1 pseudogene is annotated in these 587 nt (G+C 68.8%); it reads right to left on the reverse strand.

The features are described 5' to 3' along the window. Positions 1–176 precede the first annotated feature (176 nt). Positions 177–587 (reverse strand): annotated as a pseudogene (gene ileS / locus ACK4SE_RS14185) (isoleucine--tRNA ligase); the annotation flags it as partial.

Raw genomic sequence — 587 nt, forward strand, 5'->3', positions numbered from 1 at the left:
CAACGGCTGGACCAAGGGTCGCCTTCGGCGCCGCTAGATCCTCCGGTCTCGGCTTCGCCTCGCCGGAGGATGACGAAAGAGAAGGCGGACAGCGTCTCCATTTTTGGCTACGGGCCACCCACACCCCTCATCCGTCAGGCTTCGCCTGCCACCTTCACCCGCACGGGGAGAAGGGTTCAGCGCTGCGACTCCATCCACCGCACCGCATCGGCGTCACGCGCCGACAGCTCCGGATAATCCGGATCCGAGCCGACATCCGGCACTCGCCGCCACGACCGGGCGCATTTTGGGTGGTTGGCGATGTTGACCACGACCGTCACGGCCTCGCCCCCGGCGACCAGTTCGGCGCCGGACGTGCGGAACACCTCGGCGGCGTCCAGGCCATCGAACGGGGCCAGCAGGTCGGCCGGGGCCGTGACCACCGGCCAGGCGTCCAGGGCGCCGCCGATCAGCTTGTCGCGACGGGCCGCCTCAAGCGATTCATTGACGATTTCGAGCACGGTGTTGACCCCGGCCCAGCGCTCCGCCTCTTCCGTATTCCGCCACTCGCCCGGCGTCTCCGGGATCACCCGTGCGCAGTTCGTCCC

Source organism: Brevundimonas sp. (assembly GCF_046293315.1).
Taxonomy (GTDB): domain Bacteria; phylum Pseudomonadota; class Alphaproteobacteria; order Caulobacterales; family Caulobacteraceae; genus Brevundimonas.